Origin of the sequence: Micromonospora sp. DT41, from assembly GCF_049841715.1 — a bacterium.
In the GTDB taxonomy this organism is placed as follows: Bacteria; Actinomycetota; Actinomycetes; order Mycobacteriales; family Micromonosporaceae; genus Micromonospora; species Micromonospora profundi.
The window spans coordinates 24,157-49,736 of sequence record NZ_JBNCKU010000009.1 but is presented as its reverse complement, the minus strand read 5'-3'; the positions used below and the strand labels follow the sequence as shown (position 1 = coordinate 49,736).

Sequence of the window (25,580 nt, the reverse complement as noted above, 5' to 3'; positions counted from 1 at the left end):
AAGGACCGATCGACGGATTCGCCTGTTACGGGCAACTGCACGATGGTGCTCGTCTTCGTAACGGTTTCGCAGACCCCCCGTTCAGGCCTTCCACGACGGTGCGCGATGTCGGTACGCTCCGCCATCACGAGCCGTAACGCAGGGGAAGTCCCTGCGGGGTGGGTGGAATTGCGGGTCAGCTGCTGTCGCCGTCACTAGCGGGTCAGTCGCGTCCGCATCTGGAGGAGGTCAGGAAGCCGTGAGGCGAAGCTATGTACGGGCGCTGGGAACTGTCGCGCTCGCCGCGTCCCTGGTGGTCGCGGCCGGTTGCCAGGATTCCGGTGGCAGCGAGGGTGGAACCGCGTCCGGTGACTGCGGTGGCAAGATTGCTATCTTCGGCGCGTTCACCGGTGACAACGCGGGCCTGGTGATCCCGTCGCTGAACGGCGCGAAGCTCGCCGTGAAGCAGTTCAACGAGGCGAACCCGGACTGCAAGGTCACCATGCAGGAGTTCGACACCCAGGGTGACCCGGCTGTCGCGACCCCGTTCGCGAACCAGATCGCGGGGGACAACTCGTTCCTCGGTGTCATCGGTGGTCACTTCTCCGGTGAGTCGGACGCGACGATGCCGATCTACCAGGCCGCGGGCCTGGCGATGGTCAGCCCGTCGGCGACCCGGACCGACCTGACCCAGAAGGGCAACACGTCCTTCTTCCGGGTCGTCGGCAACGACGGCACGCAGGCCGGCGCGGTGGCGAGCTACATGAAGTCGCAGAACGCGCAGAAGGTCTTCATGGTCGACGACGCCAGCGCGTACGGCGCGGGCATCACCGACGAGCTGGGCAAGCAGCTCGGCCCGCTGGTGGTCAACAAGGACAAGATCCAGGAGCGGCAGTCGCAGTTCGACGCCACCATCTCCAAGATCAAGTCGTCGCAGGCGGACTTCGTCTTCTACGGCGGTTACACCCGTGAGGCCGCTCCGCTGGTGAAGCAGATGCGTGCCGCCGGTGTCCAGGCCAAGTTCGTCGGCCCGGACGGTCTGTACGACACCGCGTTCCCGAAGGGTGCCTCCGGCGGTGCCGAGGGCGCGATCATCACCTGCCCGTGCCTCCCGGCCGACAAGGCCGGCGGCACCTTCTCCGCCGACTACCAGAAGGAGTACGGCATCCCGCCGGGCTCCTACGGCGCTGAGGGCTTCGACGGCGCGAAGGTCTACCTGGACGCCTTCAAGGACGGCAAGAAGACCCGGGCCGACATCCTGGCGTACGTGAAGTCGTACGACAAGCAGGGCGTGTCGAAGTACATCAAGTTCGATGACAAGGGCGACGTCGACCCGTCGAAGGTCGTCATCTGGGCCTACCAGATCAAGGGCGAGGCCATCGAGGCGCTGCAGGAGCTCAAGCTCAGCTGACGCCCAGGCGCTGGAGTGCGGCCGGGGTCTATCCACCCCGGCCGCACTCGATTCAAGGAGACCCCCGGTGCATTTCGATGAACTGATCGGCCATCTCGGCCAGCACACGGTCGACGGCCTTTCCAAGGGCGCCATCTACGCCCTGATCGCCCTCGGCTACACCCTCGTCTACGGCGTCCTTCGCCTCATCAACTTCGCGCACTCCGAGGTCTTCATGGTCGGCACCTTCGCGGTGCTGATCGTCTGGAACCAGCTCGGGGTGGAAAATAACCCGCCTATCGGCCAGGCGATCCTGCTCCTGGTGCTCGGTCTGATCGTCGCGGCGGTCGCGTCCGGTGGTACGGCTCTGGCGCTGGAACGGATCGCGTACCGGCCGTTGCGGCGTAAGAACGCGCCGCCGCTGATCTTCCTGATCACCGCGATCGGCCTGTCGTTGGTCTTCGTGGAACTCTTCGGGCAGGTGCTGCCCAAGCTGTTCGGCACCCTGTTGCCGGATGTGTTCGGCCGGCCCCGGCAGATCGTCGGTATGCCGACGATCATCCAGCAGGAGACCCTGTTCACCATCGGCAACACGGCGATCACGAACATCCAGCTGATCGTCTTCGTGTCGGCTGTCGTGATGATGGCGCTGCTGGACTGGTTCATCAACCGCACCCGGTACGGCCGGGGTGTGCGGGCGGTGGCACAGAACCCGGAGACCGCCGCGCTGATGGGCGTCAACCAGGAGCGCGTGATCATGCTGATCTTCGTGCTCGGCGGAATCATGGCCGGCGCCGCCGCCCTGTTGTGGAGCATGCGGTTCGGCTTCACGCAGAACAGCATCGGCTTCGTGCTCGGCCTCAAGGCGTTCACGGCCGCGGTCCTGGGTGGCATCGGTAACCTGCGCGGCGCGCTGCTGGGTGGCCTCTTCCTCGGCATCGTCGAGGTCTACGGCGCCACGCTCTTCGCGTCCAACTGGGAGGACGTCATCGCCTTCGTGGTGCTGATCGTGGTGCTGATGTTCCGGCCCACCGGCCTGTTGGGTGAGTCGCTCGGGAGGGCCCGCGCATGATCGACAAGCTTCGCACCGCAGACCGCCGCCGGGTCGGCATTCTGAACTCGGTCGGCGACCGTTGGCAGGCACTGCCGAGGTGGCAGAAGGCCGTGGGCGTCGTCGCTCTGCTGGTCTTCCTCTACCACCTGCCGTACCTGGGCAAGCTGCCCGGTGGTCTGATGATCCCCGGTCTGAACAACCTGCGTACCGACTCGATCGAGGGCGGCAACAACTGGGCGGGCGTGCTCTTCGTCTGCGCCATCTACGTGCTCGTCGCGATCGGCCTGAACGTGGTGGTCGGCCTCGCCGGCCTCCTCGACCTGGGCTACATCGGCTTCTTCGCCATCGGCGCGTACAGCGTGGCGCTGTTCGGTTCGGTGAACTCGCCGGTGGTCAAGTGGATCCAGCAGGAGTTCGACCTGCCGCCGACCTGGGCGGTGACCTGGGGCATCTGTCTCCTGCTCGCGATCGTGTTGACGATGATCTCCGGGGTGATCCTGGGCTGGCCGACGCTTCGGCTGCGCGGTGACTACCTCGCCATCGTGACGCTCGGCTTCGGTGAGATCATCCGGATCGTGGCCCGCAACGCCACTGGGGTCACCAACGGCCCGGTCGGTATCTCGGCCATTCCCGGTCCGGAGGGTCCGCCCTCGGCGGACAACAAGGTCTTCGGTCTGATCGACGCGAAGCCCTGGTACTGGCTGGCGATCACGTTCGTGCTGCTGATGGTGGTCCTGGTCCGCCGGTTGGAGCACAGCCGGGTCGGCCGGGCGTGGCTGGCGGTCCGTGAGGACGAGGACGCCGCCGCGGTGATGGGCGTGTACCCGTTCAAGTTCAAGCTCTGGGCGTTCGCAATGGGTGCGGCGCTCGGTGGCCTGTCGGGCTTCCTCTTCGGCAGCCGGAACGCGTTCATCGACCCGACACAGTTCAACGCGAACCTGTCCATCCTCTTCGTCGCCATGGTCGTGGTCGGCGGTTCCGGCAACATGATCGGCGTCTCGCTCGGCGCCGTGCTGTTGGCGTACCTGCCGGAGCGGTTCCGCGACTTCGCCGACTACCGGTGGCTGGTCTTCGGCCTGGCCATGGTGCTGGTGATGATCCTGCGTCCACAGGGTCTGATCCCCAGCCGGCGGCGAGCCCGCGAGTTGAAGGACCGCGCGGCGGAGGCAGAGGAGGCGCCCGCTCATGTCTGACCAGCCCACCAGCACTGCGACGCCGAAGATCCCGACTCAACCGGGGCCCCGGCAGGTGCTTCTCGAAGTTGACGACGTCACGCTCCGCTTCGGCGGCGTGGTCGCCCTCGACAAGATCAATTTCCAGATCTACGAGGGTGAGATCCTCGGTCTCATCGGGCCGAACGGCGCCGGCAAGACCACAAGCTTCAACGTGATGACGGGGGTCTACAAGCCGACCTCCGGTGCGGTTCGGTTCCGTGGCCAGAAGGTGACCGGCCGCAAGCCGCACCAGATCAGCCAGCTCGGCATCTCCCGGACGTTCCAGAACATCCGTCTCTTCCCGGAGATGACGGCGTTGGAGAACGTCATGGTCGGCACGGACTCCCGGCACAAGACAAGCGTGCCGGGGGCGCTCTTCCGGTTCCCCCGGAAGAAGGCGAAGCCGCACGAGTTGCCGCAGGTGACCGCCGAGTCGGGCATCCAGCGGACGTGGCAGGAGACGCGCCGGGCGTTCGCCAAGACGTTCGGTCTGTCCCGGCACATCCTGGAGGAGCGGGCAGCCGAGGCCAAGGCGCTGGAGCTGCTGCGCTTCGTCGGGATCGCCGACCGGGCCAACGACGAGGCACGCAACCTCCCGTACGGCTACCAGCGTCGGTTGGAGATCGCCCGTGCGATGGCCACCGAGCCGAAGCTGATCTGCCTGGACGAGCCGGCCGCCGGCTTCAACCCGGCGGAGAAGGAGGAGCTTCTCACCCTGATCCGGAAGATCCGCGACATGGGCCTGACCGTGCTGCTCATCGAGCACGACATGCGGCTGGTCATGGGGGTCACCGACCGGATCGTGGTGCTGGAGTTCGGCCGCAAGATCGCCGAGGGTGCGCCCGCGGAGGTCAGCCGCGATCCGAAGGTGATCGCCGCGTACCTGGGGGAGTCCGCCGATGACGCTGCTTGATCTCGAGAACGTCTCCGTCGCCTACGGCCGGATCGAGGCGCTGCACGGCATCAGCCTGACCGTCAACGAGGGCGAGGTGGTGGCCCTGATCGGCGCTAACGGCGCCGGTAAGACCACCACCATGCGGGCCATCTCCGGGACCCGGGCGCTCGCCGGCGGCAAGATCACGTTCAACGGCGAGGACATCAGCAAGCTCCGGGCCGACCTGCGGGTCGTCCGGGGGTTGTGCCAGTCCCCGGAGGGCCGGCAGATCTTCCCGGGTATGACGGTCATGGAGAACCTGGACATGGGGGCGTACACCCGGCGGGACTCCGCCGGCATCGCCGCCGACCTGGAACGGGTGATGACCCTCTTCCCGCGGTTGCGCGAGCGGCGCAAGCAGGCCGGCGGCACCCTGTCCGGCGGTGAGCAGCAGATGCTCGCTGTCGGTCGGGCGCTGATGAGCCGGCCGAAGCTGCTGCTGCTCGACGAGCCGTCGATGGGTCTGGCTCCGCTGGTGATCCGGCAGATCTTCGACATCATCACGGAGATCAACCAGCAGGGCACCACCATCCTGCTGGTGGAGCAGAACGCCCAGCAGGCGCTCTCCCGGGCGCACCGCGGGTACGTGTTGGAGACCGGCCGGATCGTGAAGGAGGGGTCCGGGCAGGACCTGCTGCACGACCCGTCGATCAAGGAGGCGTACCTCGGCGTGGCCTGAGCCATCCCGTCCGGCGGCCGGCTGTCCCCACGCGGGGGTGGCCGGCCGTCGGCGTTGGGTGCCCGGCTGTCCGTTTTCGCGGCAGTGGCACGGTGTCGCCACTCGGGTATGCCGCTGCGACTTTCGCGACGGTGGCGCGGTGCCGCCACCCGGGGTTGTCGGTGCGACGGACTAGAGTCGCTGCCGTGACAGCTACGACGCCGCGCCTGCTCCTCGTCGACGGACATTCCCTGGCATACCGGGCTTTCTTCGCCCTGCCGGTCGAAAACTTCTCGACCACGACGGGTCAGCCGACCAACGCGGTCTACGGCTTCACCTCGATGCTGATCAACGTGCTGCGTGACGAGCAGCCCACCCACATCGTCGTCGCCTTCGACGTCTCCCGCCGTTCCTTCCGCACCGAAAAGTACGCGGAGTACAAGGCCGGCCGCAGCGAGACCCCTACCGACTTCAAGGGCCAGGTCAGCCTCGTCAAGGAGGTGCTGGCAGCCCTCCAGATCCCCGTGGTCGAGATGGAGGGCTACGAGGCCGACGACGTCATCGCGACGCTCGCCTGCCAGGCGCGTGACCAGGGCATGACCGTGCTGATCAGCACCGGCGACCGGGACGCGTTCCAGCTCGTCGGCGACCAGGTCACGGTGCTCTACCCGCGCAAGGGCGTCTCCGACCTGGCCCGGATGGACCCGGCGGCCATCGAGGCGAAGTACGGCGTCGGCCCGGAGCGCTACCGCGACCTCGCCGCTCTGGTGGGCGAGACCAGCGACAACCTGCCCGGCGTCCCGGGCGTCGGCCCGAAGACCGCCGCCAAGTGGATCACCACGTACGGCGGGGTGGAGGGCGTGATCGCCCGCGCCGACGAGATCAAGGGCAAGGCCGGTGACAGCCTGCGCGAGCGACTCGCCGACGTCATTCGCAACTACGAGATCAACTGCCTGGTGTCCGATCTGGAGCTGCCACTGCGCCCGGAGGACGCGCGCTGGTCCGGCTGGGACCGGGAGGCGGTGCACCAGGTCTTCGACACCCTTGAGTTCCGCATCCTGCGCGACCGGCTCTACCAGTACCTGGAGGCCGTCGAGCCGGAGGCCGAATCCGGCTTCGACCTCACCGGCGAGGTGCTCACGGTGCCCGGAGCACTGAGCGCCTGGCTGGGCACCCACGCCCCGGCCAACACCTCGGTCGGGCTTGCCGTCAAGCTCGACACCGGCCCCAACCGCAGGCACACCGCCTCGATCACCGGCCTGGCGTTGGCCACCGCCGGTGGCGCGGCAGCCTGGGTCGACCCGGCGCAGCTCGACCCGGCCGACGAGAGCGCACTGGCCGCCTGGCTGGCCGACCCGCAGCGACCCAAGGTGCTGCACGACAGCAAGCCGGCAGTGTTGGCCTGCTCCGCGCACGGCTGGGAGTTGGCCGGCGTCGTCCGCGACACCCAGATCGCTGCATACCTGGCCCGCCCCGACCAGCGGTCCTACGACCTGACCGACCTGGCGCTGCGCTACCTGCACCGTGAGCTGCGGGTGGACGTGCCGGAGACCGGCCAGCTCACCCTCGACGGGCTTGGCGACGAGGGCGTGGCCGAGCAGAACCTCATGCTCCAGGCCCGGGCCACCCTCGACCTTGCCGACGCGATCGACGCCGAGCTGTCCCGTGACGGCGAGCAGTCCGCCCGCCTGATGGCCGGTGTGGAGCTGCCTCTGATGCGGGTCCTCGCCGGCATGGAGCGCACCGGCATCGCCGCCGACACCGACTATCTGTCCGAATTGGAGGCGCACTTCGCCGCAGAGGTGAAGGCCGCCGCGCAGGGCGCTTACGAGGCGGTGGGCAGGGAGTTCAACCTCGGCTCGCCCAAGCAGTTGCAGGAGATCCTCTTCACCGAGCTGGGCCTGCCCAAGACCAAGAAGATCAAGACGGGCTACACCACCGACGCCGACGCGCTCCAGTGGCTCTACGCCCAGCAGCCGCACCCGGTGCTTGCCCACCTGCTGCGCCACCGCGACGTCGCCAAGCTCAAGTCGACAGTGGACGGTCTGCTCAAGTCCGTCTCCGACGACGGCCGGATCCACACCACCTTCAACCAGACGGTGGCGGCCACCGGGCGGCTCTCGTCCACCGAGCCCAACCTTCAGAACATCCCCATCCGCACCGAGGAGGGCCGGCGCATCCGTCGCGCCTTCATCGTGGGGGAGGGGTTCGAGTGCCTGCTCACCGCCGACTACAGCCAGATCGAAATGCGGATCATGGCGCACCTCTCGTCGGACGACGCGCTCATCGACGCGTTCAACTCCGGCGCCGACTTCCACGCGGCCACCGCCTCGTCGGTCTTCGGAGTGCCTGTCGACGAGGTCACAGCCGACCAGCGCCGCAAGATCAAGGCAATGAACTACGGCCTGGCGTACGGGCTCAGCGCGTTCGGGCTGTCCCAGCAGCTCAACATCGGCACCGAAGAGGCACGCGGGCTAATGGAAAACTACTTCGCCGGCTTCGGCGGAGTGCGCGACTACCTGCACCAGGTCGTCGCCCGAGCCCGCCAGGACGGCTACACCTCGACAATCCTCGGTCGCCGCCGCTACCTGCCCGACCTGGTCAGCGACAACCGGCAACGCCGCGACATCGCCGAACGGATGGCCCTCAACGCCCCGATCCAGGGCTCCGCGGCCGACATCATCAAGGTGGCGATGCTGCACGTCGACACCGCGCTGAACGACGCCGGCCTGCGCTCCCGCATGCTGTTGCAGGTGCACGACGAGCTGGTCTTCGAGGTCGCCCCCGGCGAGCGCGAGGCGTTGGAGGCGCTGGTCCGGCGTGAGATGGGCGAGGCGTACCCGCTGTCGGTGCCGCTGGAGGTGTCGGTGGGCGAGGGTCGGGACTGGAACAGCGCTGATCACTGATGTTTTGTGGTTGCGGTTGAGGGGGTTCCGGGGCAGCCCGACCCGCTCCGGGCGGTCAGGCTTGATCCCTGCGCGGGTCGGGCTGCCCCGGAACCCCTGACCTGGTCGCCCTGGTGCCGGCCGTAGGCGTGGTGGGCGTCGGCCAGGCCAAGCGGAGCCCTCGCGCCGCCCGTCCCCGGCCGGCACCACCGTCCGTCCCCGGGCGGCACCCCGTCCGTGCCCGGGCGGCACCCCGTCCGTGCCCGGGCGGCACCCCGTCCGTGCCCGGGCGGCACCCCGTCCGTGCCCGCGCGGCACCCCGTCCGTGCCCGCGCGGCATCCCCGTGCCCGCGCTCCGCTGCCCGTCCCGCGCCGCCCGTCCCCTGGCCGTCCGCCCCCACAGCGCCCGGCGTGCACCGGCGGCCGGGCACTGGATCAAGGCGCACCCGTTTCATGATCTGGGCAACTTCGGGGAAAGTGCTGGGTCGTGGCGTTCTGAGGCACCAACTTCGCCGAAGTTGTGCGGATCTTGCGGGCGGGAGCCTGCGTGAGCGGGCCGGTTCTTATTTCAGGGGGTCGTGGCCCCAGTTCATCAGGGACCAGCGCCACTTGGTGTCGCGGACGTTGCCGGAGGGACGCTGCGCCATGTGCCGGCGTACGTAGCCGACCACCTTGCGCATGTGCTTGTAGTCGCCTTCGGACAGGTCGCCGCGTTTGCGGCGGAGCAGGTTGATGATCTTCCGTCCGGATTCGTGCCCGACGGACTCGCCACCACCAGCGCGACCGCCCTTGTGCCAGCCGACCTGCTTCGACTCGTCGGTCTCCAGCCACGTGGACAGCTCGCCGGGCTTCATGTTCACCGCCTCGGTGAACTCCCGGTAGGTGTCCCGGCCATCGTTACGTTCGGCCATGGTCCCGGGCTACCCGACGCGGCCGGGGCGAAACGACTGCGGCGTGATCTCGCTGATCGGAAGTTTGATGTCGAACGGCTCGGTCAGCTCGATCACGTCGGCGCCGTCGGCCGCCAGCTCGTACTGCCGCTCGCCGCCCGGCCCGACCCGGTCACCGATCCGGTACGCGTAGACGTGCAGAGGATCCTGCTCGATCCGCCAGTAGAAGGGGATGCCGGCGGCCGCGTACTCGCCGGGTTTGGCGAACCGGTCGATCCGGCGGGTGCCCGGCGAGACGATCGCCACCGCGAGGACGACGTCCTCCGCCCGCAGAATGGACTGGACGGACGTCACGCCTGCGCGGTGCAAGAGGACATCGGGCTGTCGACTGGTGTTGTGGCTGAGCTTGACTCCGACGGACTGCGCGGCGCCGAGGTGGGTCGGCGCATGGTTGTGCAGCCAGAGCCAGAGCAGGCTGGAGATGTTCTGCTGGCCCAGGGTGGGGGAGGGTGTCACCCGGATGATTCCGTCGACGAGTTCGACGCGGGGGGCGTCATCCGGCAGTTCGAGCAGATCCTCGACCGTGTAATCGGCGAGCTGCTGCCGCATCAGGTCCGGACACCAGGGGCCAGGTGATGTCGGGACGGGCTCGGCCCTCATGCGACGAGGCTACCGACCGTCAACGGGATCGGGGTCGCACCGCGCGTGCGACGCCGTCACTCCGGCTTCTCGGTGACGAAGATGGCGGTGCCCGGGAAGAGCTTGCCGCGCAGCGGGCTCCACTGCCCCCAGATCCCCTCGTGTCCCTCCGGCCACTCCGGCTCCACCAGGTCCAGCAGACGGAATCCGGCGCCGACCAGTTCGCGGATCCGGTCGCCGAGAGTGCGGTGCTGTTCGACGTAGGTCGCCACGCCGGACTCGTCCTGCTCCACGTAGGGGGAGCGGTCGAAATACGAGTGCACGGCCCGCAGCCCGCCCTCGCCCGGGTCGTCCAGGAAGATCCACCGCATCGGGTGGGTCACCGAGAACACCCACCGGCCACTCGGGCGCAGCACCCGGTGCACCTCGGCGAGCAGGGCCGCCGAGTCGTCCACGAACGGGATCGCGCCGAACGCGGTACAGGCGGTGTCGAACGACTCGTCGGCGAACGGCAGGGCGAGCGCGTCGGCCTGCACCAGCGGTACGCGTACCCCGCTGCGGTCGGCTGCCTGCGCGGCGTGCCGCAACATGCCGGCGGACAGGTCGAAGGCGACCGGCCGGGCACCCTGGGTGGCCAGCCAGCGGGCGGCGGCCGCCGCTCCGCAGCCCACCTCCAGAATCCGACGCCCGACCACGTCGCCGAGCAGCCGGGCGTCGGCCTCGCGCAGCCCTTCGGGGCACCAGACGAAGTCCACGTCGCCGAGGAACGCGCCGTGCTCGGCCTGGTAGTCGTCGGCGTCGGTGTCCCACCAGCCGCGGTTGGCCCGCCGGACCTCGGCGTCACCGACCCGGCGCCGGGTAACCCGTCTGTCGTCATCCACGCGCTCACGCTAGGCCCCACCCACCCCATTGGGTACGGCGGCGCGTCCATGATCTGCGCGAATCCTCAAGCCGCCGGGACGGCCGGGCGGCGTGGCCCGTGAGGCTCCTGTGACGTACGAGACAGCAGTGGTGGTTTCCGGGCGATTGTTCGGCTTTCGCAGGTAACCACACGGCGAGGAGGCGGGAGGGCTTGCACGCTGTGGTAATGCGCACGGTAGGCTAGACGATGCGCTCGCGGATCGTGTGTCTCGGCAGGGAGCAGGTGCGCGGTCGACGGAGCCACACCATGATCTCACTAGACGATCGTTCGGTGTGTCCGGCGACGGATCCGCTGGCGCGAACAGGTCACTGCGACACCAGCCTGCTGTGACAACCCACCGACCGGAGCAACCGCCCACATGACGAGCAGCATCGAGGCCCCCTCGAGCGCCACCCGGGTCACCCACGACGATCTCGGTTCCGAGGAGGCTTTCCTCGCCGCGATCGACGAGACCATCAAGTACTTCAACGACGGCGACATTGTCGAAGGCACCGTCGTCAAGGTCGATCGGGACGAGGTCCTGCTCGACATCGGCTACAAGACCGAGGGTGTCATCCCCTCTCGTGAGTTGTCGATCAAGCACGACGTGGACCCCGCCGAAGTTGTGACGGTTGGCGACCACATCGAGGCCCTGGTCCTCCAGAAGGAGGACAAGGAGGGTCGTCTGATCCTCTCCAAGAAGCGGGCGCAGTACGAGCGGGCCTGGGGCACGATCGAGAAGATCAAGGACGAGGACGGTGTCGTCCGCGGCTCGGTCATCGAGGTGGTCAAGGGTGGTCTCATCCTCGACATCGGGCTGCGTGGCTTCCTGCCCGCCTCCCTGGTCGAGATGCGGCGCGTGCGTGACCTGCAGCCGTACGTCGGGCGCGAGCTCGAAGCCAAGATCATCGAGCTGGACAAGAACCGCAACAACGTGGTCCTGTCCCGCCGTGCCTGGCTGGAGCAGACGCAGTCCGAGGTGCGCACCGAGTTCCTCAACAAGCTGCAGAAGGGCCAGGTCCGCAAGGGCGTCGTGTCCTCGATCGTCAACTTCGGCGCCTTCGTGGACCTCGGCGGCGTCGACGGTCTGGTGCACGTCTCCGAGCTGTCCTGGAAGCACATCGACCACCCGTCCGAGGTCGTCGAGGTGGGCCAGGAGGTCGAGGTCGAGGTCCTGGACGTCGACCTGGACCGCGAGCGTGTCTCCCTGTCGCTGAAGGCGACGCAGGAGGACCCGTGGCGGCAGTTCGCCCGCACCCACGCGATCCAGCAGATCGTGCCGGGTAAGGTCACCAAGCTGGTGCCGTTCGGTGCGTTCGTCCGGGTGGACGACGGCATCGAGGGCCTCGTCCACATCTCCGAGCTGGCCGAGCGCCACGTGGAGATCCCGGAGCAGGTCGTGCAGGTCGGCTCCGAGGTCATGGTCAAGGTCATCGACATCGACCTGGAGCGCCGCCGGATCTCGCTGTCGCTCAAGCAGGCCAACGAGGGCTTCGTCGAGGGCGAGGAGCACTTCGACCCGACCCTCTACGGCATGGCCGCGACGTACGACACCGAGGGCAACTACATCTACCCGGAGGGCTTCGACCCGGAGACGGGCGAGTGGCTCGAGGGGTACGACAAGCAGCGCGAGACCTGGGAGAACCAGTACGCGGAGGCTCGTCAGCGCTGGGAGGCCCACACCAAGCAGGTGCAGACCTCCCGGGCCGCCGACGCCGAGGCTGCTGCCAACCCGGCCCCGGCCGTTCCGGCCGCTGCTGGCGGTGGCGGCACCACCTCCTCGTCCAGCCCGGCCCCGAGCCGGCAGGCCGAGGAGCCGGCCGGCACCCTGGCCACCGACGAGGCGCTCGCCGCACTGCGGGAGAAGCTCGCCGGCGGTAAGTGACCCGCTGAACGACGAAGGGCCCCGTCCCCGCGATCTTTCGATCGCCGGGGGCGGGGCCTTCGCCATACCCCGCGGCACGCCCGTCGCCCGCGGCGTCCCGGCCTGAGCGCGCCCGATCCTTGATTCAGGGGCTTCGGGTGGGCTGGGATGCCACTGCATCCTGGATCGAGCGTGATCAAGGTCGGGCCCGTCCCACCGCATCGCCGCGAACCCGCCAGGCGGGAGGTGGTTTGGTGGAGGGGCCTGTGATCCGGTTGACTGGTCGGGTGCTGAGGGTGGGGTTGACCGGCGGTATCGGGTCGGGCAAGAGCGCGGTGGCCGCGCGGCTTGTCGAGTTGGGTGCGGTGCTCATCGACGCGGATCGCGTCGCGCGGGAGGTCGTCGCGCCGGGCTCCGAAGGGCTCGCCGAGATCGTCGCGGCCTTCTCCGACCGGGTGCTGGACGCCGACGGCGCGCTCGACCGTGCCGCGCTGGGCGCTGTGGTGTTCGCCGACGAGGCGGCCCGCCTGCGGCTGGAAGCGATCACCCATCCTCGGGTCCGCGCCCGTACCGCCGAGCTGATGGCTGCGGCGGCGCCGGACGCGATAGTCGTCAACGACGTACCGCTGCTGGTGGAGGTGGGGCTCGCGCCGACGTACCACCTTGTGGTCGTGGTGCAGACGGCAGTGGCGACCCGACTGGACCGACTGACGCGTCTCCGGGGGATGGACCGGGCGGAGGCCGAGCGGCGGATCGCCGCGCAGGCCGACGACGCGCGCCGCCGCGCGGCGGCGGACGTGGTGCTTACCAACGACGCAAGCCTCGGGGAACTGCACGCCGCGGTCGACGCGCTGTGGCGGCGGAGGTTGCAGCCCTACGAGCACAACCTGCGGGAGCGGCGGGTGGCCCCGCCGGGCCAGGGTGAGGTGGCGAGGAGCGACCCGAGTTGGCCTGAGCAGTACGCGCGGTTGGCGGCCCGGATCCGCCACGCGCTCGCCCCGGCCGACCTGCGGATCGACCACATCGGCGCCACTGCGGTGTCCGGCTCCGCCGCCGCCGACGTCATCGACGTGCAGGTGGCTGTGCCCACGCTCGCCGACGCCGACGGGGCACTTGCCGACCGGCTGGCGAACGCCGGGTTCCCCCGGGTGCCTGGGCACTGGTGGGACGACCCGCGTCCGGCCGGGCAGGGGCGGTGGGAGAAGCGGCTGCACGGCAGCGCCGATCCGGGCCGGCCGGTGCGCCTGCATGTGCGGGCCGCCGACTCCCCGGGCTGGCGGTATGCGCTGCTGATGCGCGACCATCTGCGCGCCGACCCGGACCAGCGGGCCGCGTACCTGATGCTCAAGCGGGATCTGGTCGAGGCCGCGCCGCACGTCGACGGCTCCGGGACGGCACGCGACCCCTGGTTCGACGAGGAGTACCTGCGGGCCGAGCAGTGGGCCGAGCAGACCGGCTGGCGACCCTGAGCACTGCCGACCAGCGCTGTCGGCCAGCGCTGGGTCAGCGGGCGCCGGGACGTGGCGCGGTGGTCGCCGGGCGGGGTGGTGGGCCGAGGCGTGGCACCACGGCGGGGTTGAGGTCCAGCTGTGCCCACGCGCCGCTGCCGGTGAGCAGCTCCACCCGGCGCAGCGACCCGTCCCGCTCCATCCAGTAGCGCAACCGCCCGGCGGTCGTGCGCAGCTCCACGACGTCCACGATCCGGCCGTCGGCGACGTCCTCACGGATCCGCACGGCCGCGCCCCGCTGTCGTACCGGGCCGGCGGCAGCGACCGCCGCGTCGACGAGCAGGTCGAGTTCGTCCTTGGCCGACCGGGAGTGCCGCCACGCACCGGCGGGCGCCGGCAGGGGAGGCCGGCCGGGTGCCTCCGCGGTACCGCCGCCACCGGCGGTGGCCGGCACGTCCGTCCGGAACAGGCCGGCGGCGTCCCGGCGCAGCAGGGTCCGGCGATCCGGTACGCCCAGGTCGGCGACCGCGAGGTACGCGGTGCCGGTGGTCCAGCTCAACCAGCCGGCGCCCCGCAGGTTGGTGTCCGTGCCCACCGGCGCGCTGACCGTCACCGTGGCGCCGCCCAGGGCGCGTAGTCGGGTCGGTAGCCGGTTCACCCGGCGCTGCTCCGCATCGGTCAGGGCGCGGGGCAGACCGGGTCGGCCACCGAGCGCCTCCACCGGCCGCAGCGTGGGCCGGTCTGCCCGGTTGAGGAGCACCGTGACAGGGCCGACGCCGGGCAGTCGTGTCGTGACCTTGTGCAGCCGCGCGTCCTGGTCGAGCCAGTAGCGGGTGGACCCGTCCGGCGCGGCCTCGGCGGCGGACGACGCACCTGCGGCGGACGGCGTGCCTGCCGTGGCAGTGCTGCCTGCCGGAGTGCCGCTGGAAAGGGGTGGGGTCGCGGGAGGCGGCGATGCCGCCACGACGTCCACCGGCCCGGCCGCGAGCACGTCCCGGGCGATCCAGCGGGCGTCGCCGTCGCCGGGGTCGGGGCGGTCGGCGGCCAGGCCGCGGAGCAGGTCGAGGACCGGCGCCAACGCCGTGCCGGGCGTGAGTCGGTGCAGCCGCCACCGGTCCGGCGGCGGCACCAGTGGCGGCGCGGCGGGGGTGGGCACAGCCGTCGGGTCCGGCCGGATCACCAGCACCGAACCGGTGCTCTGCAACAGGCCCCGTTCGGCGCCCGCCCCCGGCCCGCCCACGTCCAGGTAGAGCAGGGGCCGGGACCAGTCCACCCACCCCACCAGTTCGGTACGGGCGGCGCCGGTGCCGGCCGTGACGTGGATCCCGGAGCGGAGGTCGCGCAGGTTGGTGACCCGCATCGCCGCCAGCCGCTCGGCTTCGGCGACGGTCAGCGGCCGGGCCGGCTCGGGCGGCTCGGGTGCCCAGCTCAGCAGCCCGAGCACAAGCGCCGTCGCGGAGGTCACAGCGGTCAGGCCGAGCGCCAGCAGCACCGTACGTCGGCGGCGGCTCGCCCGGGGCGGCGCGCCGGTGTCCGTGTCGATGGCGTCGGTGGTGTGGTCGGGCCGGGACGCGTCCCCGGGGTCGGGCTCGTTTGTCGGGGGCGCTGAGGTGTCCACGGATGTGAAACGGGTGGGACGGCGTGGGGTGACGTGCAGGGGCGCTCGCGGCGGCCGGTCTGCGCCGTGAGCGCGACCACACGGGTGCGCACGCCGGACGAGCCGGGTGCTGCGACCGCTGTGCCGGGGGCGGGCCAGCCGTGATGACGGCCTGGCCACCGGCCCGGTCGGCCGCCGCGAGCGGCCTACATGAAGAGGGTAGTCCCGGTGACATGTGACACACAATGGGAATATCGAAGCCGATCAAGTACCCTGCGCGATGGCGCAAACCTGTCGGACCTCCGGCGTACCGTTGAGGTCATGGCGCTCGACATTCCCCGGCTCGACGGCCGTTTCCAGGTCGTCAGCGACTTCCAGCCGGCCGGTGACCAGCCGGCCGCCATCGATGACCTTGAGCGTCGGGTTCGACGCGGCGACCGCAACACGGTGCTGCTCGGCGCGACCGGCACCGGCAAGAGCGCCACCACCGCGTGGCTTGTCGAGCGGTTGCAGCGCCCGACCCTGGTGCTCGCCCCCAACAAGACGCTCTGCGCGCAGCTGGCCAAGGAGTTCAGCGAGCTGCTGCCGCACAACGCTGTCGAATACTTCGTGTCGTACTACGACTACTACCAGCCCGAGGCGTACATCCCGCAGACCGACACCTACATCGAGAAGGACTCCTCGATCAACGAGGAGGTCGAGCGGCTGCGGCACTCGGCGACGATGTCCCTGCTCACCCGGCGCGACGTGGTAGTGGTGGCGACCGTCTCGGCGATCTACGGCCTGGGCACCCCTGAGGAATACCTCGACCGGGCGATCCGTGTCGAGGTCGGCCAGGAGGTCGACCGCGACCAGTTGCTGCGGCGGCTTGTCGACATCCGCTACACCCGCAACGACATGGCGTTCCAGCGGGGCACCTTCCGGGTCCGCGGCGACACGCTGGAGATCATCCCGGCGTACGAGGAGCTGGCGGTCCGCATCGAGTTGTTCGGCGACGAGGTGGAGAAGCTCTATTACCTCAACCCGTTGACAGGTGACGCGGTCCGCGAGGTCAACCAGTTGGTGATCTTCCCGGCGACGCACTACGCGGCCGGCCCGGAGCGGATGGAGCGGGCCATCCGCGACATCGAGGCCGAGCTGGCCGAGCGGCTCGCCGAGCTGGAGCGGCAGGGCAAGCTGCTGGAGGCGCAGCGCCTGCGGATGCGCACCACCTACGACATCGAGATGATGCGGCAGGTGGGCTTCTGCTCCGGCATCGAGAACTACTCGATGCACATGGACGGGCGGCTGCCCGGCAGCCCACCGCACTGCCTGCTCGACTACTTCCCCGACGACTTCCTCACCGTTGTCGACGAGTCGCACGTGACGATCCCGCAGATCGGCGGCATGTACGAGGGCGACGCGTCGCGTAAGCGGATGCTCATCGACCACGGCTTCCGGCTGCCCAGCGCCGCCGACAACCGGCCGTTGCGCTTCGACGAGTTCCTGGAGCGGGTCGGCCAGATGGTCTACCTCTCCGCGACGCCCGGCACATGGGAGATGGAGCAGGCCCAGGGCGAGTTCGTGGAGCAGGTCATCCGCCCCACCGGTCTGGTCGACCCGCAGGTCGTGATCAAGCCGACCAAGGGCCAGATCGACGACCTCATGCACGAGATCAAGCTGCGCACCGACAACGACGAGCGGGTGCTCGTGACGACCCTTACCAAGAAGATGGCCGAGGATCTGTCGGACTACCTGCTGGAGAACGGCGTCCGGGTGCGTTACCTGCACTCCGAGGTGGACACGCTGCGCCGGGTGGAGTTGCTGCGCGAGCTGCGCCAGGGCGAGTACGACGTGCTGGTGGGCATCAACCTGCTCCGTGAAGGTCTGGACCTGCCCGAGGTGTCGCTGGTGGCGATTCTCGACGCCGACAAGGAGGGCTTCCTGCGCAGCGGTCGTTCGCTGATCCAGACCATCGGTCGGGCCGCCCGTAACGTCTCCGGCCAGGTGCACATGTACGCCGACAAGATCACTCCGTCGATGGCGGCGGCGATCGACGAGACCGACCGACGTCGCGCCAAGCAGATCGCGCACAACGAGGCACACGGGATCAGCCCCGAGCCGCTGCGTAAGAAGATCCACGACATCCTTGACGACATCTACCGCGAGGCGGAGGACACCGAGAACTCGCGGGTGGGCGGTGCGGCGCGGCAGCTCTCCCGGGGCAAGGCGCCGGTCAAGGAGACCCGCAGTCGCGGTCGGTCCGCTGTCGCCACCACCTCGCGGGAGGGGATGGCGCGCGCCGACCTCGCCCAGCTCATCCAGGAGCTCAACGACCAGATGCTGGCCGCCGCCCGCGAGTTGCAGTTCGAGCTGGCGGCGCGGATCCGTGACGAGGTCGCCGACCTGAAGAAGGAACTGCGCGGGATGGACGTCGCCGGCGTGAAGTGACCGGCCGGGCGCGGTCCGGCGGGTGCGACAGTGGCGGCCGTGGTCGGGAGCGGTCGAACGGCAGGTAATAGGCTGTTCGACCGCTCGCCGCGTCGCCGGCCTGGTTGCGGTGTGCAAGCAAGCTATTGCACTGGGTGACTGCCCTGCGTACGCTCCCACGGTGGGAGGCCGGATGCCGTTGCCAACAAGTCCTGTCATTCGACGTGCGCGCCTCGGCGCTGAGCTGCGCCAGCTACGCCGGCGTGAGGGGCTCACCCTGGAGCAGGTCTGCGACCGGCTGGGGTGGGCCTCGACGTCGAAGCTGTCCCGCATCGAGCTGGGCCAGAGCCGCCCGGACCTCGCCGACGTGCTGGACCTGCTCGACGTCTACAAGGTGCCGGCGCCGATCCGGGACACGCTGATCGTGATCGCCCGGGACGCCGCCACCAGCCGTGGCTGGTGGAAGACGCTTGGCGAGATGAGCGAGCGCCAGCGGGTCTACGCCGAGTTGGAGGCGGGTGCCGCCCGCATCGTCGAATACCAGCCGGTGATCGTGCCAGGGCTGTTGCAGACACCGGCGTACGCGCGGGCGCGGGTCGCGGCGGGCGCCATCCTCACACCGAAGGTCGACATCGAGGCGGAGGTGCGCGCCAGGGCGCTGCGGCAGGAGGTCCTGCACAGGGCCAACCCTCCGGACTACACGGCGGTACTCACCGAGGCGGTGTGCGAGCCGGGTGACCTGTCTGTCGACGTGTGGCGGGAGCAGCTGCGTCACCTGGTGGCCGTGACAGGGCTGGAGCACGTGACTGTTCGCCTGCTGCCACGGGGGGCGTCCGGCGACGGGCTGCACCCGCTCACGCCGTACTCCTGGTATTCCTTTCCCGACCCGGCGGACCCGCGGACGGTGATGCTCGAGGCGTTGACCACCGACGTCCGGCTGGCGACGGTGCTCGACGTCGACAGGTACGAGCTGATGACCGAGGCGCTGTTGGCGGCTGCCCTGTCACCGGAGGAGACGGTCACGGCGTTGGCGCGACGCGTCGGCCAGTGAGGGGCGCGGTGGCGCGCCACGCGGCCACCGGGCCCGGCGCCCCCGAGACCGTCGGGACCGGTGACCGACGCGTGCGGTGGGCACGATAAACCGGGGGTACGACAGCTTCGCTCAGGCGGGAACGTCGATGAAGTGTTCGACGAGCGGCGGGCCGGCGAAGTGCGGCCCGATCAGGTCGCGCCACGTGGTGAACCGCTCGGTGGCCCGGAAGTTGTCCTCGTGCGCCTCGACCGAGTCCCACTCGACAAGCAGCACGAACCGGGTCGGGGACTCGACGCCCCGCGTCATCCGCACTGACCGGCAGCCGGGTGCTCCGGCGAGAACGGGGTGACCCTGGGCGTACGCGGCGGCGAACGCGTCTTCGTGTCCGGGCAGTACGTCGATCAGCGCGACCTCAAGCACCATGGTGGAAGCCTCCCACGGCTGGGGGAGTCCCTGTGTCACGGGGTCTGTGCGGCCCGGGTCGATGCCCCTAGGGTGGGTGCCCGGGAGGGGCACCGTGATCATCGACTGGCTCACCGGCACCGCGTTCGAGGTGGCCGGGACCACCTGGGCGGAGTTGCTGGGGTTCGACACTGATCGTCGCACCCGATTCACACTAGCTACCTAGGAAGCTGGAGGCGGCGTGACGCCGACCCCCGTAGATACCACCCGGCTGCCCGGAGTGTGATCACGGCGAGTGGTGGGCAACAATGGTCGGCGAGGAGGGGAGTATTCCCCCGCGACGAAGTCGTCAGCACGGTCGATCGCCGGATCTTCGGCGCCCGACCCGGTTTCGTCGGTCGCCGTCCGTTCGCGGTCGGCGGCGGAAGAGACCTCCGACAGTCACCAGAGTGAGCGACAGAGGCACACCGGCACGCGTTGAGGCGTACGGTGTGCCCGACGCCGCGTGTCTGCCGGAGGAATGAAACGTTGGACGTGTCCGGGCTCGTGTGGGCGGGAACTCTCGTCGCACTGATCGCGGTGCTACTCGTCGATCTGCTGATCATCGGTCGACGCCCGCATGAGCCGAGCGTGCGGGAGTCGAGCCTCTGGGTCGCCTTCTACGTCGGCCTGGCACTGCTCTTCGGCGTCGGCGTCTGGCTGACCTCGGGAGCGAGTGCGGCGGGGCAGTTCTACACCGGCTGGCTCACCGAATACAGCCTCTCGGTGGACAACCTCTTCGTCTTCGTGATCATCATGGCCCGCTTCGGGGTGCCCCGGCAGTACCAGCAGAAGGTGCTGCTCGTCGGCATCGTGCTGGCGTTGCTGATGCGAGGCGCCTTCATCGCCGCGGGCGCGGCCCTGATCAGCCAGTTCTCCTGGGTGTTCTACATCTTCGGTGCGTTCCTCATCTATACGGCTGTCAACCTGGCCCGGCAGGGCGAGCCGGACGAGGACGAGTTCTCCGAGAACATGCTGATCCGGTGGAGCCGCAAGGCGCTGCCGATCTCCAAGACGTACGACGGCGCGAAGCTGATGACGCACGAGGGCGGTCGCCGGCTCTTCACCCCGCTGCTCATCGTGATGATCGCCATCGGCACCACCGACCTGATCTTCGCTCTGGACTCGATCCCGGCGATCTTCGGCATCACCCAGGAGCCGTACCTGGTCTTCACCGCAAACGTCTTCGCGTTGATGGGCCTGCGGCAGCTCTACTTCCTGCTCGGCGGCCTGCTCAACCGACTGATCTACCTGAGCTACGGGCTGGCCGTGGTGCTGGGCTTCATCGGGGTCAAGCTGGTGCTGGAGGCGTTGGCCGACAACAACCTGCCGTTCATCAACGGTGGCGAGCACGTCGGTTGGGCACCGCACATCCCGATCTGGCTTTCGCTGCTGGTCATCGTCGGCACGTTGGGCGTGGCCACCGTCGCCAGCCTGATCAAGTCGGCCCGGGACCGGCGCCGCGAACTGGCCGACGCCCGACGCTGAACCGCCCGCCCCGGGCCGGGGCCTGAGGATTGACCGTCGCCGGCCGGTAGCCCCTGGGCTTCCGGCCGGTCAGACCCGGTGCACGCCGACAAGTGTGGCGGAGCGGTCGGCAGGCATCGGCTCCTCCACCACACGTCGCCGCCGGTAGCAGGCGTGCAGCATCCGCCGGCTGCCGCGACCTCCGGCGACGGCGGTGACGATCCCGATGTGGTGGATCTTGCGGCCGGGACGGGCGAAGAAGTAGAGGTCGCCGGGGCGTTCCGCGCCGAGCGGCAGCGGGTTCGTCGCCACCGCCTGGTCGTCGGCGTCGCGCGGCAGCAGGACACCGAACCGGCGCCAGGCAAGGTGGACCAGACCCGAGCAGTCGATGCCGTACGCGGAGAGCCCACCCCAGATGTACGCGACGTGCAGCAGCCGCTGCGCCACGGCCAACACGTCGGCGGCCTCGGGTGGCCCCACCGGTATCGGCACGAGCTGGCCGTCGGGCAGCCAGAGCGGGGCGGGCTGACCGGGGACGTGCACCGGCCGCCAGCCGTTGCGCGCCGGGCCGGCCGGGACGAGGCGGGTGCCGACGATGACACCGGGCAGCACCACAGGGCCGTCCGGGTCGGCGCGCAGCTCGGTGATCGTGGCGTCCACGACAAGCGGGTCGCCGGTGCGGGCCGGGTCGACAGCGACCAGTTGGTCGGCGGGAAGCCATCCCGGGTAGCCGTGCGGGTCGAGTTTGGCCGCCGGTTGTTCGACGGCGACCACGCGCGCCCAGCCGTCCGTGCGTAGCTCGGTGACGAGCACCCGCTCGCCGAGCAGGAGCTGGCTCAGCACGCAGTCGCCCACCTGCTGCTCGGTGTCCATGCCGGAGACCCAGGTCGGAATGTCCGCGCCGGTGGTGAGCGCTGGTCCGTCGATCGGCCGGATCGCCTCGGGGGATGACCACAGCGTCGCCACGGCGACCCGGACGAGGGCCTCGCGGCCCGGTTGGAGCTCCACGTCAACCCCCAGCTCGTGTCGGCTGTTCACTGGAACTCTATGAAAATAATCAACGACCATCAACCACGGGTCTGCATCTTTACTTCAGCCAGACCGGGAATGCCCAGGCCAGGGGCGTCGGGAAGCACCACCGTCGGCCCCTCGTACCGGATGCCGCCTCGCACCGGCGACCAGGCCAGCCACCAGGCGGCGTCCAGATCGGCGACCGCGGTCGTGCCGTACGCGCCGACCAGGCTCGCCGCCGCCCCGATGCCGACCTGGGTCTCCATCATCGACCCGACCACAGTGCCGAGCCCGTGCGCGGCGGCCAGCTCCAGCAGCGTGCGCGCCGGGAGCAGCCCACCGCACTTGGCAAGCTTGACGTTCACCAGATCGGCGGCCCGGCGGCGGATCACCTCCACGAGATCGCGGACCCCGAAGACCGCCTCGTCGGCAAGGATCGGCACCGACACCCGGTCGCTGACCCAGGCCAGCCCGTCCAGGTCCCAGCGGACCACCGGCTGCTCGACCAGTTCCACGTCCAGCCCCGCGTCCTCCATGCCGCGGATCACCCGGACCGCCTCGCGGGGCGTCCAGCCCTGGTTGGCGTCCACCCGGATCCGAACCTGGGGGCCGACCGCCGCACGGACCGCGCGTACCCGGTCCAGGTCACCTGCCGCGTCCGTGCCGATCTTGAGCTTCAGCACGCCGAAACCGTCGGCCTGCCGCTGCCGCGCGGCCGCCGCCAGGTCCACAGCGTCACCCGCCGCCAACGTGACGTCCGTCGGCACCCGCAGGGTGGTGCCGCCGAGCAACCGCACGAGGGGTACGCCCAGTCGCCGCGCGGCCAGGTCGTGCAGCGCCACGTCCACCGCGGCCTTCGCGGCCTCGTTGCCGACCACCGACCGCTGCACCTCGGAGCAGCGGGTCACCAGGTCGTCCGGGTCGCGGCCGGAGAGCAGTGGCCCGATCAACTCCTGCACGCAGGCCTGCGACCCGGCGACCGACGCGCCGGTGACCTGCCAGACCTGGGGGGCCTCGCCGAAGCCGGACCGGCCATCGGCGTCGATCACCTCGACCACCAGAGTCTCCACAGTGGTCGTACGGCGCAGCGCGGTGATGAACGGCGTGTGTAAGGGGGCGGAAACCCGGTGGGTACGTACCGCCGAGATCGTCATGTGGGGCACCCTATACGTAGGTACGCGGCGGAAGGGGACACCGAATGGGCGGGCGGGAATGGGAGCTGATCGGTGCGCCGAACGCGCGTGACCTGGGCGGTCTCGTCACCGTCGATGGCCGCCGGGTACGCCCCGGACGGCTGATCCGCACCCCGGCTCTGGGCCGGCTCACCGACGAGGACCTGCCGGTGCTCGCGAAGCTCGGGCCGACCTGCGTGCTCGATCTACGCGACCACACCGAGATCGCTGTCGCCCCGGCGGACCGGTTGGCCGGTGAGCCGCGCGTCGTGCACCTACCGGTCCACGACCCGGACCACCCGGTCTTCACGTACGTCTCCGCGGTGCTGCTCGGTCACGACCTCGACGCGTACGCGGAGCTGGCCCGGCAGGGCACGGCGGGGGCGATGGCCGAGATCTACCGGTGGTTCGTGGCCGGGGAGGCGGCCCGCGCCAACTTCGGCGCTGCGGTACGGCTGGCCGCCCAGCCGGAGAACCTGCCGCTCGTCTACCACTGCTCGGCGGGCAAGGACCGCACCGGTTGGCTCACCGTCATCCTGCTCAGCGCGCTCGGCGTGGACGAGGCCGCCATCCGCGCCGAGTACCTGCGCAACAACGAGCTGACCGACAGCCTCCGCGCGGTGATCGTCGAGGCGATGCGGCGGCGACAACCCACACTGGACGCCGACGCGGTGCTGCCGGTGCTTGAGGTCCGGCCCGAATACCTCGACGCCGGCTACCAGGAGGTGCACCGGCGGCACGGCTCGTTCGACGGCTACCTGCGCAACGGGCTGGGGCTCACCGACGACGTCCTCACGGCGCTGCGGGCGCAACTGCTGGAGTGACCGCAGCACCGGGCGGCGCGGTCGCGCGGGCGACCAGTCCGATGACGATCAGCGCCTGGCCGGCCGCGTACGTGGCCATCACCAGCACCGGCGCGCCGGGCGGCTGGGCCACTCCGGCCACCCCGGTGGCGATCAACAGGTCGGAGCCGAGGAACAGCGCGGCGCCCAGGCCGACCCGCCAGCCCTGGGTGACGGCGGTGGCGGCCATCGCGGCCAGCGCGAACGCGTACCCGGCGACGGGCACGGCCAGCCCTGCGTCGGTGAGCCCCGCCCACATCCAGGCGAGCGCGACGACGGTCAGCACCGCGTACCCCAGTGGGACCGCGACCAGCGGCGGACGGCGCAGCGGGGCCGCGGCGCCGTGTCGGGTGAAGGCCACGAGGTAGCAGACGTGGGCGGCCAGGAAGAAGACCATGCCGGCGATGAACCAGCCGGTGCCGTCGCCCAGCAGCGCCACGTCGCCGGCGGTGGAGCAGGCCAACGCGGCGAGCACCAGCCGGTCCGGGCGGACGCCGCGTTCCGCGCTGGCCCGCCAGAGGTACGCGGCCAGCAGCGGCATCAACAGCGGCTTGGTGAGCAACTCGGCAACACCATTGTCGGTGGCGTTGGCCAGCAGGTTCGCCGCCGTCACGACGAGGAAGACGACGAGCAGGGTGCGACTGCGGGGCATCAGCGGCTCCGGGGTGGGGGTGGGAGCAGCAGCCTAGCCGGATCGGCTGATGGCCGGTCAGAGCCGGTGACGCGCGGCCCAGACCTGGGCGGAGATGTGGGCGATCAGCAGGCATGCGTCGTCCTCGACGTCGTCGCCGCTGCTGCCGCCGTCGGCCAGGTCGGTGGTGGTGCACACGGCGATCACGTACGGCGGCGCGTCGTCGGGCAGCACCACGCCGGCACCGTGGCGCACCCCGCGTACCCAGCCGCTCTTGTGGGCGATCCGGGTGCCATCCGGCAGGCCTGCGGCCAGGTCCTCGCGGTGCTCCTGGGCGAGCAGCACGTCCAGCATGGCGGCGCAGCTGGCCGGCGAGGCGAGCCGGCCGGGCGTCGCGGCCCCGGTGGCCAGCGCGCCCAGCAGGGCGGCCAGGTCGGCGGCGGTGACCGCGTTGGTGATGCCGGCCCCGCGGGCCGCGAAGTCCTCGATGCCCCGGCCGGTGACGCTGTGCCGGGCGCCGACAAGCGACCACACCTGCGCGACAGCGTCCAGGCCGACGTGCGCGATGACCAGGTTGGTGGCCAGGTTGCTGGACCGCACGATCATCCGTTCGGCGAGCCACCGCAGCGACACGTCGCCGCCGAGCCGGTCCCACACCGCGTCGTCGTTGTCGTAGTGCGGGGCGCAGGAGAACCGTGGTGTGCCGGGTTGGGCCGAGTCGAACTCGTTCACCACCGGTACCTCGGCGTCCAGCTCAAGCGTGCCGGCCTCGGCGGCGCGGTACAGCGCGGCGAGCACACCCACCTTCATGGTGCTGGCCGCGTAGTGGCTGGCGTCCGCGTGCCGGGTCCACGTCGGCGGCGCGTCGAGCCGGCCCACGTACGCCGAGACGGTGCCCGGTACCCGGGCCAGATGGGCGTCGAGATCATCCCAGGTCATGTCGGTGACCGTAGCCGACCACCGGCGGGTCGGGTCGGCGTACCAGCGTCGGAAAGCGGACGGGCGCGCCCCACCGTAGCCGGCGGCGCGCCCGGGGGCGGGTGCGGCGGGGGGGGCCGCCGGCGGGCGTGGGGGGGGCGGCGGCCCCCCCGCGCCGCGGGGGGGCGGGGGCCACCCGGGGG

At 70.2% G+C, this 25,580-nt stretch carries 20 protein-coding genes and 1 pseudogene; 12 read left to right on the top strand and 9 right to left on the bottom strand.

The window, feature by feature from the left end:
• The first annotated feature begins 238 nt into the window (after window positions 1-238).
• The 6 genes from ACLQ23_RS18180 to polA all read left to right on the top strand — a co-directional run bounded on the left by ACLQ23_RS18180 (window position 239) and on the right by polA (window position 8,135).
• Complete coding sequence (locus ACLQ23_RS18180; RefSeq protein ID WP_053658228.1) at window positions 239-1,390, top strand: branched-chain amino acid ABC transporter substrate-binding protein; 1,152 nt, start codon at window positions 239-241, stop codon at window positions 1,388-1,390.
• Window positions 1,391-1,457: 67 nt separating this feature from the next.
• Window positions 1,458-2,441, top strand: coding sequence for a branched-chain amino acid ABC transporter permease (locus ACLQ23_RS18175; RefSeq protein WP_355592879.1), 984 nt, complete (start codon window positions 1,458-1,460; stop codon window positions 2,439-2,441).
• On the top strand, window positions 2,438-3,616 hold the full coding sequence (locus tag ACLQ23_RS18170) for a branched-chain amino acid ABC transporter permease (protein WP_053658232.1): 1,179 nt from the start codon (window positions 2,438-2,440) through the stop codon (window positions 3,614-3,616). Before ACLQ23_RS18175 ends, ACLQ23_RS18170 begins: the two co-directional genes overlap by 4 nt.
• On the top strand, window positions 3,609-4,550 hold the full coding sequence (locus ACLQ23_RS18165) for an ABC transporter ATP-binding protein (RefSeq protein ID WP_355592877.1): 942 nt from the start codon (window positions 3,609-3,611) through the stop codon (window positions 4,548-4,550). Before ACLQ23_RS18170 ends, ACLQ23_RS18165 begins: the two co-directional genes overlap by 8 nt.
• Window positions 4,537-5,250, top strand: a complete 714-nt coding sequence (locus tag ACLQ23_RS18160; protein ID WP_355632114.1) for an ABC transporter ATP-binding protein — start codon at window positions 4,537-4,539, stop codon at window positions 5,248-5,250. The genes ACLQ23_RS18165 and ACLQ23_RS18160 overlap by 14 nt, the downstream gene beginning before the upstream one ends.
• A 185-nt stretch (window positions 5,251-5,435) precedes the next feature.
• Window positions 5,436-8,135, top strand: coding sequence for a DNA polymerase I (gene polA, locus ACLQ23_RS18155; protein WP_425880869.1), 2,700 nt, complete (start codon window positions 5,436-5,438; stop codon window positions 8,133-8,135).
• 545 nt (window positions 8,136-8,680) lie between these two features.
• Here polA and ACLQ23_RS18150 read toward each other — a convergent pair.
• The 3 genes and pseudogenes from ACLQ23_RS18150 to ACLQ23_RS18140 form a co-directional block, all read right to left on the bottom strand.
• Window positions 8,681-9,025, bottom strand: a pseudogene (locus ACLQ23_RS18150) (DUF3140 domain-containing protein); the annotation flags it as partial.
• Window positions 9,026-9,034: 9 nt separating this feature from the next.
• Window positions 9,035-9,664: a Uma2 family endonuclease gene (locus ACLQ23_RS18145; protein ID WP_425880868.1), complete on the bottom strand. Its 630-nt coding sequence runs from the start codon at window positions 9,662-9,664 to the stop codon at window positions 9,035-9,037.
• Window positions 9,665-9,720: 56 nt separating this feature from the next.
• Window positions 9,721-10,524, bottom strand: a complete 804-nt coding sequence (locus tag ACLQ23_RS18140) for a class I SAM-dependent methyltransferase (RefSeq protein ID WP_425880867.1) — start codon at window positions 10,522-10,524, stop codon at window positions 9,721-9,723.
• A 399-nt stretch (window positions 10,525-10,923) separates the two neighbouring features.
• Here ACLQ23_RS18140 and rpsA point away from each other — a divergent pair, with 399 nt between their 5' ends.
• Window positions 10,924-12,429 (top strand): 30S ribosomal protein S1, encoded by a 1,506-nt coding sequence (gene rpsA / locus ACLQ23_RS18135; RefSeq protein WP_355594292.1) that lies wholly within the window; start codon window positions 10,924-10,926, stop codon window positions 12,427-12,429.
• Window positions 12,430-12,695: 266 nt separating this feature from the next.
• Window positions 12,696-13,877, top strand: a complete 1,182-nt coding sequence (coaE, locus tag ACLQ23_RS18130) for a dephospho-CoA kinase (protein WP_425880894.1) — start codon at window positions 12,696-12,698, stop codon at window positions 13,875-13,877.
• Window positions 13,878-13,911: 34 nt separating this feature from the next.
• On the opposite strand, the gene ACLQ23_RS18125 is transcribed toward coaE, so the two are convergent.
• A complete protein-coding gene (locus ACLQ23_RS18125) occupies window positions 13,912-15,474 on the bottom strand; it encodes a hypothetical protein (RefSeq protein ID WP_425880866.1) in 1,563 nt (520 codons plus the stop codon).
• A 300-nt stretch (window positions 15,475-15,774) separates the two neighbouring features.
• Here ACLQ23_RS18125 and uvrB point away from each other — a divergent pair, with 300 nt between their 5' ends.
• Window positions 15,775-17,883 (top strand): excinuclease ABC subunit UvrB, encoded by a 2,109-nt coding sequence (uvrB, locus tag ACLQ23_RS18120; protein ID WP_425880864.1) that lies wholly within the window; start codon window positions 15,775-15,777, stop codon window positions 17,881-17,883.
• Between the two features lie 172 nt (window positions 17,884-18,055).
• Complete coding sequence (locus ACLQ23_RS18115) at window positions 18,056-18,913, top strand: helix-turn-helix domain-containing protein (protein ID WP_425880863.1); 858 nt, start codon at window positions 18,056-18,058, stop codon at window positions 18,911-18,913.
• A gap of 111 nt (window positions 18,914-19,024) precedes the next feature.
• Here the strand turns inward: ACLQ23_RS18115 and ACLQ23_RS18110 are convergent, their stop codons facing one another.
• Entirely contained in the window at window positions 19,025-19,318 is a 294-nt protein-coding gene (locus tag ACLQ23_RS18110) for an antibiotic biosynthesis monooxygenase family protein (RefSeq protein ID WP_167943335.1), read from the bottom strand.
• Between the two features lie 507 nt (window positions 19,319-19,825).
• Here ACLQ23_RS18110 and ACLQ23_RS18105 point away from each other — a divergent pair.
• On the top strand, window positions 19,826-20,824 hold the full coding sequence (locus ACLQ23_RS18105) for a TerC family protein (protein WP_355594300.1): 999 nt from the start codon (window positions 19,826-19,828) through the stop codon (window positions 20,822-20,824).
• A 69-nt stretch (window positions 20,825-20,893) separates the two neighbouring features.
• Here ACLQ23_RS18105 and ACLQ23_RS18100 read toward each other — a convergent pair whose 3' ends face one another.
• Both ACLQ23_RS18100 and ACLQ23_RS18095 read right to left on the bottom strand, forming a co-directional pair.
• The gene (locus tag ACLQ23_RS18100) at window positions 20,894-21,841 is read right to left on the bottom strand and encodes an NlpC/P60 family protein (protein WP_355594302.1); all 948 of its coding nucleotides are present in this window, start codon (window positions 21,839-21,841) and stop codon (window positions 20,894-20,896) included.
• A gap of 29 nt (window positions 21,842-21,870) precedes the next feature.
• Window positions 21,871-22,968, bottom strand: a complete 1,098-nt coding sequence (locus ACLQ23_RS18095) for a mandelate racemase/muconate lactonizing enzyme family protein (protein ID WP_355594304.1) — start codon at window positions 22,966-22,968, stop codon at window positions 21,871-21,873.
• A gap of 44 nt (window positions 22,969-23,012) precedes the next feature.
• On the opposite strand from ACLQ23_RS18095, the gene ACLQ23_RS18090 reads away from it, so the two are divergent.
• Window positions 23,013-23,810 (top strand): tyrosine-protein phosphatase, encoded by a 798-nt coding sequence (locus ACLQ23_RS18090; RefSeq protein WP_355594306.1) that lies wholly within the window; start codon window positions 23,013-23,015, stop codon window positions 23,808-23,810.
• On the opposite strand, the gene ACLQ23_RS18085 is transcribed toward ACLQ23_RS18090, so the two are convergent.
• Both ACLQ23_RS18085 and ACLQ23_RS18080 read right to left on the bottom strand, forming a co-directional pair.
• The gene (locus ACLQ23_RS18085) at window positions 23,779-24,480 is read right to left on the bottom strand and encodes a lysoplasmalogenase (RefSeq protein WP_425880862.1); all 702 of its coding nucleotides are present in this window, start codon (window positions 24,478-24,480) and stop codon (window positions 23,779-23,781) included. The genes ACLQ23_RS18090 and ACLQ23_RS18085 overlap by 32 nt on opposite strands.
• 57 nt (window positions 24,481-24,537) lie before the next feature.
• Window positions 24,538-25,398 carry a serine hydrolase gene (locus ACLQ23_RS18080; RefSeq protein ID WP_355632451.1) on the bottom strand — a complete coding sequence of 287 codons (861 nt, stop codon included), beginning with the start codon at window positions 25,396-25,398 and terminating at the stop codon, window positions 24,538-24,540.
• Window positions 25,399-25,580: the final 182 nt, after the last annotated feature.